This is a genomic window from Paenibacillus sp. (genome assembly GCF_035645235.1).
Taxonomy (GTDB): Bacteria; Bacillota; Bacilli; order Paenibacillales; family YIM-B00363; genus Paenibacillus_AE.
In genome coordinates, this window is the sequence record NZ_DASQMZ010000206.1 from 1 (window position 1) to 8,139 (window position 8,139).

The window sequence follows — 8,139 nt, forward strand, 5'->3', positions numbered from 1 at the left end:
GAAGGAAAAACAACCCGCCCGCCCACAACGCCGCGGCGGCCGTATGCAGCCAGCCGAGCGCCCAAGCCGTCAGCATGGCTTCCGCGCCCGCCGCATGGCCGGAGTAGCTCTTTGCGGCGAGCGCGAGCGCGATCCACGCCATATCCGACGCCGCGGTTCGGCGCAGAAGGAACGGCCCGCATGCCGCCGCGGCGAGCGAAACGAGCCAGCCGACGCCGAAGCCCGCCCCGATCGGGATTCGATACGCCTCCTCGCTTGCCGGCGCGAAACCGGCTGACTGAAGCCCGATCATGAGCAGCAATCCCATCGCATGCGCGAGCTGCAACCCGAAGGACACCGATCCGTGGAAGGAGCGGAAAGCTCGCGTCTGGGAAGGGATCGCCCAACCCCAGAACAACCAGCCGACGAGGAGCAGCAAACTAAGGGTATATAATATTTTGGCGGCATAGACAAGCGGCTCGGCGATGTCGCCGCGCGTCGCGGGCGATGCCGCCGGCAACGCCGCGTCCCCCACGACGAACCAATAAGAACCTCGAACCGTATGCCCATCCTCCGATGTAATGCGATAGTCGACTTGATACGCTCCGTCGCGAAGCGAAGGAATCGGCAGCGATATTTTGCTCGCCGACTCGTCCCATACCGCATCGTCCGCCAGCTCGCGGCCTTCGGCATCGACCAGCCGCAATGCGAATAAGCCCTCGAGCGGCTTCGCGTCGATTTCCAACTCGACCCGCTCCGGGGCGGCTTCCGCCCGGCTGTTCGGCGCAGGCGACGCTTCGACGACGGAAGCGTGGGCCGACGCGCCGCCCGCGGTCCCTAACAGGAGGAAAGAAAACCAAAGCGCTGCCGTACTAAGAAGGACCGCCATCCGCCGCATGCCGCTCACCGCCGTTTCGTCGTTACTTCACCACCTCAGCATATTCCATCCGATCCTCGACGGTGTGCCTATTCTGGCGCTGCTATGTAAGGCGCGGGCGGTTCCCCTCCCGCCCGCGCGCAAATCGGCCGCTTATGCGTAGGCGCGATGCTCCCCGCCGCACCCGCAGCCGCAATGACCGTCGTGCGTGTGCTCGCCGTCGCATGGGTGACAGCACGAATCCTTCCATTCGATTTTGCAAATTCTCTCCTTCAGGATCGTAACGACGACGCCGCTCTCCTTCTTGACGGCGAGGAAGTCGGTGCCGATTTCGCAGACCGTCCCCGTCACTTCGTCATTGCTTCCCTGGCATTCGTATTCCACCCTCACCTTGCAGCCCCGCATGCCGAACAATTGAAAATTTAAATTTTGATTCAGCTCGGCCAACCTTAAGTTGAACGGTCGGTTACAGCACACCGACGAATAGGGAACGCAGCAATCGCCGAATCGAAGCACGCCGTCGATCGGCTCGATGCATCGAAATCCGGGATCGCTCCGGTCGCCGCCGCAGCCCCGGCGATCGCGTTTGCACGCTTTTTCCACCCGCTTCAACTTTCTCTCGAGACATTCCAGCTTCCGCAACATTTTTTTGCAGCTGCAATGGCCGCGCCCGCACTTTTTACAGGCTTTCTTTCTATTGCACAAGGCGTATCACCCCTTCTGAGAAAATGCGTCCCTTCGCCCGGGAAAAGGGAACGTCCGGACTGCTTGCCGAAGTCCGGACGTCCGTTCCGCCTCCGCTACCCGACTTGCGCCACCTGCAGGCTGACGACTCGGAATTCGACGGCGTTCTCCGAGACGACCTCGAGACGAACTCGATCTTGCTCCAGCAACGAAAACAGCGAAGTCGCGCTCGCCGTATCGGCCGGTCCCGCCCACGTCGTCAGGGAAGGAACGAGAATGGCGCCGTTCACCAGCACCCGGAGCTCGACTTCCTCCGGTGCGTTTTCTTCCAAAGATGCTTGATAACTAATGGAGTAGATGCCGCCGCGGACGACTTGCAGCCCCTGTCCCGGTACGACGACGACGTCATGCAGCGGGCCTGCGATCGTCAGCGGGACGTTCCCCCCGGAGGATATGGCGTTCAGCGAGTAGGCCGACCCATAAGCCGCGTTCCACGCGCCGCCCGGTCCGGGCGGTCCTTGCGGGCCGGGGGGGCCTTGCGGTCCCGGATCCCCTTTCGGACCGGCCGGACCAGCCGGCCCCCGCGGCCCCGGATCTCCTTTTGGACCGGCGGGACCGGCGGGGCCGGCGGGGCCCCTTCGCCCGCGGCCGCAGCAACAGCAACAGCAGCAGTTCATACGCATCTTGCCTCCTCTCTTCCTAATTGCGGACGGTCAGCGGCACCGCGGCCAGCTGGCCGCCCGAGCTCGAGCGCAGCGTGATCGTCCGCGTCGCGTCCGGCTGCGTCGCAACGCCTTCTTCCCGGTATTGCCACTCGCCGAGCGCGTCGACCTGGGCGATCGCGAGCACGGGACCGGCCGCGTTCGGCCCGATGTGAATCGTGACGGTAACGCCGGGGCCGGGTACGTCGGTCGTGCCCTCGATGCGCCACTCCGCGTCCCCGATGCGGTATTCCGCCCGCGTCACGGTCAGGTTGTCCGGCACCGTCGAAATTTGCACCGTATCCGACGAAGAGCCGCCCGCGCCCGTTACCGTCAATCGGAACGTTAACGGCGCCGTCTGCTTGGGGAACGTGAACGTCGGATTCGGCGTATTCGCTCCCGTCAGCGTCACGGGCACGCCGGAGATTTGCTCCCATTGGAACGTCACCGGCGACGTCGAGGCGCTGCCCGACAGGGTGACAAGGGAGCCTTGCCGCACCGTCTGATCCGGACCCGCGTTCGCGACGGGCACCGGCGCGGACGCGACGACCTCCACGGTGACGTCGTCGACCGACGGCCCTCCCGGTCCGGACACGGTCAACGAAAACACGAGCGTCGCCGCGGCGCCGGGCGCCGTAAAGCTCGCCACGGCCGCGTTCGCGTTCGTCAACGCGACGGCCGGCCCGGCGATCTGCGTCCATTGGTACGATTCGATCGGCCCGGTGGAACCGGTACCGTCCAGCACGACGTTCGCGTTCACGAGCACCGTCTGGTCGGGGCCGGCATCCGCGGATACGCCGACCGGTCCGAACGGCGCCCCTTCGATGAGCACCGGAAGCGTCACCGATCCGCCCGCCTCGGACGTCACCGTGACGTTGGCCGGAATTCCGGCGGGGACGACGACGAGCGTGCCCCCGGAAGGAAAGCTGCCGTAGCCTTCCGCCGTCAACAGCGGGGCCCCGAACGCGTCGCTGGAGGACGCGGTAATCGAAAGCTCCGAAAGATCGGCGTCGTATACGGCCGTTCCCGTCAGCAGGTCGACCGGCGCCGCGGACTTTACGCTCGGAGGCTGATCGCTCTCGTTCGTCACGGTGACGACGTCCGGGGGCAAGCCTTCGAAGCGGACGTGGGCCGCATATTCGCCGTTCCCGCCGCGCAGGTCGGTCGGATCGAAGCCCGGTCCGGTCACGACCAGCTCCTGCGGCGTCGTGTCCGACGTTGCGAACACATCCAACAGGCCTCCGGAAGCGTCCGTACGAGAATACGTCGCGCGGGTGATGTCCACGCCCGAGATGAGCGAAATTTTCCCGAGCAGGGCGAACAGGTTCGTCTCGATGTTATCGTCCGGATCGAGCCCCGGCGCGGTCGCGCGATCCGGAGAGCCGATGCCGATGCCGGGCCCTTCGATCCGGAAGTAGTTTTGCGGCCGGCCCAGCGAATCGAAAAACACGCTGCCCACGACCGGGTGGAGCACGTTAGGGTTGCCGATATACCCGGCGGGGGGCGGCGGCGCGACGGCGGGATCCCAGCGAAGGAACGGATGAATTCTGCTGTTGGCCGCTCCCTCGAAGTTGCCGCCGTTCAAATCGCCGATATCCTCCGTAAAATTGATCTCCCCGAACCCGGGCTCCCCCGGATCCGGCTCGGCGACGAACGTGTCGACGCCGTACGGATGATATACCGTGTAAGTAACGTTCGGTTGAAGGCCCGCGACGCGAATTCGGACACGGCCGAACACGATCTGTTCTCCCGGCGTCGGCGTTTCGTTCGCGAAGGTGGCCTCCAGCGCCAGGACGAGGCGCGCCCGCTCTCCCGTCCCCGTCGTCATCTCCGCTTCGGCCGAGAAATAAAACGATTCGGCCGGAAAATTGTCGGGGAAGGACACGGGGCTGGACGGATCGGGAAGTTCGTCCGGCGTCAGCCCGCTGTACGGGTCGTTCGGGTCGGGGTTCAGTTGAAGACGGAGGCCGTTTTCATCCTTATACCAAATCGGAAACCCGTTCTGACTGCTAATCGGTCCCACGGTAAGCATCTAGTAACTCCTCCTTTCGGAAATTGTGCTTTCTCCATATTGGTATGGCGGCGGCGTCTTTTCCGTAAGGACAATCTGCCTACCTTCGGCACGAAACGACAAAAACAGGCGAAAATCAGTTTGGACCCGGACGCAAAAAAAGAACCCCGCCGCAGCGGAGTCCCTAACACACAAACTTATATTTTAAGCATAATACGTGTCCGGCTGCAGCCTCCAAGCCGACAGCGCGGCGACGTCCTCGGGCCGAATCCGGTGTTCCCGGAGCGCCGTCTCGATGAGAGCCGTATAATTCGACAGCGTCGCAAGCGGAACGCCCGCCGCGGCGAACGCGGCGTCCGCCTTTTCGAACTGGTAAGAGAAGATCGCGAGCACCGCCAGCGCCTCGCCGCCCGCCTCGTTCACCGCCTGCGCCGCTTTGATCGAGCTACCGCCCGTGGAGATGAGGTCTTCGATGACGACGACTTTCCGTCCCGCCTCGAGCTGCCCCTCGATCAAGTTTTGCTTGCCGTGCCCCTTCGCCTTATCCCGCACGTAAATCATCGGCAGGTTCAGCTTCTGCGCGACCCACGCGGCATGCGGGATGCCTGCCGTCGCCGTGCCCGCGATCATGTCCGCTTGCGGGTACTTTTCCCGTACGAGCGTCGCGAAGCCTTCGGCGATCATGTCGCGCACCGACGGATGAGACATCGTCAGGCGATTGTCGCAGTAGATCGGCGACTTGATGCCGCTCGTCCACGTGAACGGCTGCTGCGGACGCAGCGAGACGGCGCCGATCGACAGCAGCGCTTCGGCGATTCGTTGCTCCAACGCGATGGTGGTCAAGTTCGAATCCACTCCTCTTTGTTCAGAAAATGTTACCCCGTCCGTTCCGCCCGTCTACCCGCCGATCTCCCGCACGATGCGCGAGAGCGCTTCGCGCGGATCGGGCGCCCCCGTAATCGGACGACCGATCACGAGGTAGTCCGCCCCGTTCGCGAGCGCCTCGGCGGGCGTCATGACGCGCGCTTGGTCGGCGACGTCGGCGCCCGCCGGGCGGATGCCCGGCGTTACCGTCACGAAGCCGGCGCCGCACGCCGCCTTCACCGCCGCCGCCTCCTGCGCCGACGAGACGACGCCGTGCAGGCCCGCTTCGCGCGCCAGCGACGCGTAACGGATCACGACGTCCGAAAGCGGCGCGTCGATGCCGATTTCCCGCCGCATCGTCTCCTCGCTCGTCGACGTCAGCTGCGTCACCGCGATGACGAGCGGCAGCGGGCCGCCCGCGCTCGCGTCGACGGCGCCTTCGAGCGCCGCCCGCATCATCGCGGCGCCGCCCGCGGCGTGCACGTTGAACATATCGACGCCAAGGCGCGTCGCGCTTCTCGCCGCCCCCCGCACCGTGTTCGGGATGTCGTGGAACTTTAGGTCGAGAAAGATGCGATGCCCTTGCGCCTTCAGCCTCCGGACGAGGTCGGGCCCCGCCGCGTAAAACAGCTCCATCCCGACCTTCATCCATACCGGAATGCCTTCCAGCTTCGCGGCCGTCGCGAGCGCCGCCTCCGCGTCGGGGAAGTCGAGCGCCACCATGATCGGATGCAGCGTCTCGCCGCCTCCGCGCGCCGAAGCCGGCGTCGACGCGGCGTTGCCGGTCTCGTGCGTCACTTCGACGTCACCGCCGGCGCCTTCGCCTTCGAAAACTTGCCCGAGCTGACGAAGCCCGGCATATGCTCCGCCGAGAAGTTCAGCGACTGCAGCATGTTGAGCAGCGCGCGCACCGTGTCGAGCGACGTCATGCACACGACGCCGTTCTCGACCGCTTCGCGGCGGATGCGGAAGCCGTCCCGCTCCGGCGTCTTGCCCTTCGTCAGCGTGTTGACGACGAATTGCGCCTCGCCCGTGCGGATCATATCGAGAATGTTCGGGCTGCCCTCGCTCAGCTTGTGCACATGGTCGACCGGCATGCCGGCGTCCATGAGCGTCTGCGCGGTGCCGCCGGTCGCGTACAACCGGTAGCCGAGCTCGACGAAGCCGCGGAACACGTCGACCGCGTCGTCCTTATCCTTATCGGCGATCGTCGCGATAATGTTGCCGGACATCGGGATTTTCATGCCCGAGCCGATAAGCCCCTTATACAGCGCCTTCGAGAAGTTGCGGTCGCGGCCCATGACCTCGCCTGTCGACTTCATCTCCGGCCCGAGCGTCGTGTCGACGCGGCGCAGCTTCGCAAACGAGAACACCGGCACCTTGACGGACACGTTGTCGTCCTCCGCCCACAAGCCGTTATTGAAGCCGAGGTCCTTCAGCTTCGCGCCGAGGATGACCTTCGTCGCCACGTTCGCCATCGGCACGCCCGTTACTTTGCTTAAGAAAGGCACCGTACGCGACGAGCGCGGGTTCACTTCGATGATATATATCTTGCCTTTGTAGATGACGAACTGGATGTTGACGAGGCCGACGACGTTGAGCGCCTTCGCGATCGCGGTCGTCATCTCGACGATTTGCGCCTTGATTTCGGCGGACAGCGTCTGCGGCGGGTACACCGCGATCGAGTCGCCGGAGTGGACGCCCGCGCGCTCGATATGCTCCATGATGCCCGGGACGAGCACCGTCTCGCCGTCGCAGATCGCGTCGACTTCGACTTCCTTGCCGAGCATGTAGCGGTCGATCAGAACCGGATGCTCCGGATTGACCTTCACCGCTTCGACCATGTAGCCGAGCAGCTCGTCTTCGGAGTAGACGATTTCCATCGCCCGGCCGCCGAGGACGTACGACGGACGCACGAGCACCGGATATCCGAGCTTCGCTGCGGCGCCTGCCGCTTCGTCGACGGACGTGACCGTCGTGCCCGGCGGCTGCGCGATGTCGAGCGAGCGAAGCAGCGCTTCGAATTTCTTGCGATCCTCCGCGGAGTCGATCGACTCGAGATCCGACCCGAGGATGCGGACGCCGGCGCGGGCGAGCGGACCGGCGAGGTTGATCGCCGTCTGGCCGCCGAACTGCACGATGACGCCGATCGGCTTCTCCTGCTCGATGACGTTCATGACGTCCTCGAAGAAGAGCGGCTCGAAGTACAGCCGGTCGGACGTATTGAAGTCCGTCGACACCGTTTCCGGGTTGTTATTAATGATAACCGCCTCGTAGCCGGCGTCTTGAATCGCCCATACGGCGTGCACGGTCGAGTAGTCGAACTCGATGCCTTGGCCGATCCGAATCGGACCGGAGCCGAGCACGACGACCTTCGGCTTATCCGATTGGCGCACTTCGTTTTCGGTCTCGTACGTGGAGTAGTAATACGGCGTCTCCGCTTCGAACTCCGCCGCGCACGTGTCGACCATCTTGTACACCGGCTTCAGTCCTTGCTGCAGCCGCAGCGCGCGGATGTCGGACTCCGCCGTCAGGTCGGCATGGCCGCCTTCCTTGCGCAGCTCGGCGATCGCGCGGTCCGTGAAGCCTTTGCGCTTGGCGGCTTTCAGCAGCTCCGGCGTCAGCGGCTCGACGCGCAGCTTGTTTTCGAAGCCGACGATCGATTGAATGCCGCGCAGGAACCACCAGTCGACCTTCGTCAAATCTTGAATGTCGAGCAAATCCCAGCCGCGGCGGAACGCCTCGGCGATCAGGAACAAGCGCTCGTCGTCCGGGCGGATGAGACGGCTCTTCAGCGTCTCGTCGTCCAGGCTGACCGCGTCCTTGAGGAACAACCGGTGAACGCCGATTTCGAGGGAGCGCACCGCCTTTTGGATCGACTCCTCGAACGTGCGGCCGATCGCCATCACCTCGCCGGTCGCTTTCATTTGCGTGCCGAGCCTCCGGTTCGCGTGGATGAACTTGTCGAACGGCCAGCGCGGAATCTTCGATACGATATAGTCGAGCGTCGGCTCGAAGCAAGC

The 8,139-nt window shown here is 64.4% G+C and carries 7 protein-coding genes; all 7 read right to left on the reverse strand.

Going from position 1 to position 8,139, the window contains the following annotated elements; all coding sequences use genetic code 11:
• Window positions 1-877 (reverse strand): copper resistance CopC family protein (locus VEZ38_RS19315; protein ID WP_324896445.1); only part of this gene is annotated, 877 nt, incomplete at its 3' end.
• Between the two features lie 132 nt (window positions 878-1,009).
• Window positions 1,010-1,459 carry a hypothetical protein gene (locus tag VEZ38_RS19320; RefSeq protein ID WP_324896447.1) on the reverse strand — a complete coding sequence of 150 codons (450 nt, stop codon included), beginning with the start codon at window positions 1,457-1,459 and terminating at the stop codon, window positions 1,010-1,012.
• A gap of 197 nt (window positions 1,460-1,656) precedes the next feature.
• Window positions 1,657-2,217 carry a hypothetical protein gene (locus VEZ38_RS19325; RefSeq protein WP_324896449.1) on the reverse strand — a complete coding sequence of 187 codons (561 nt, stop codon included), beginning with the start codon at window positions 2,215-2,217 and terminating at the stop codon, window positions 1,657-1,659.
• A gap of 22 nt (window positions 2,218-2,239) precedes the next feature.
• Complete coding sequence (locus VEZ38_RS19330; protein WP_324896451.1) at window positions 2,240-4,273, reverse strand: PKD domain-containing protein; 2,034 nt, start codon at window positions 4,271-4,273, stop codon at window positions 2,240-2,242.
• A 183-nt stretch (window positions 4,274-4,456) separates the two neighbouring features.
• A complete protein-coding gene (pyrE, locus tag VEZ38_RS19335) occupies window positions 4,457-5,095 on the reverse strand; it encodes an orotate phosphoribosyltransferase (protein WP_324896453.1) in 639 nt (212 codons plus the stop codon).
• A gap of 54 nt (window positions 5,096-5,149) precedes the next feature.
• The gene (pyrF, locus tag VEZ38_RS19340) at window positions 5,150-5,839 is read right to left on the reverse strand and encodes an orotidine-5'-phosphate decarboxylase (RefSeq protein ID WP_324896456.1); all 690 of its coding nucleotides are present in this window, start codon (window positions 5,837-5,839) and stop codon (window positions 5,150-5,152) included.
• A gap of 71 nt (window positions 5,840-5,910) precedes the next feature.
• Window positions 5,911-8,139 (reverse strand): carbamoyl-phosphate synthase large subunit (gene carB, locus VEZ38_RS19345; protein WP_324896455.1); only part of this gene is annotated, 2,229 nt, incomplete at its 5' end.

Bases quoted from the DNA above. Each gene is read 5' to 3' on its own strand.
- VEZ38_RS19330 (WP_324896451.1), bottom strand. From the start codon at position 4,273: ATGCTTACCGTGGGACCGATTAGCAGTCAGAACGGGTTTCCGATTTGG.
- pyrF (WP_324896456.1), bottom strand. From the start codon at position 5,839: ATGGTGGCGCTCGACTTCCCCGACGCGGAGGCGGCGCTCGCGACGGCC.
- VEZ38_RS19325 (WP_324896449.1), bottom strand. From the start codon at position 2,217: ATGAACTGCTGCTGTTGCTGTTGCTGCGGCCGCGGGCGAAGGGGCCCC.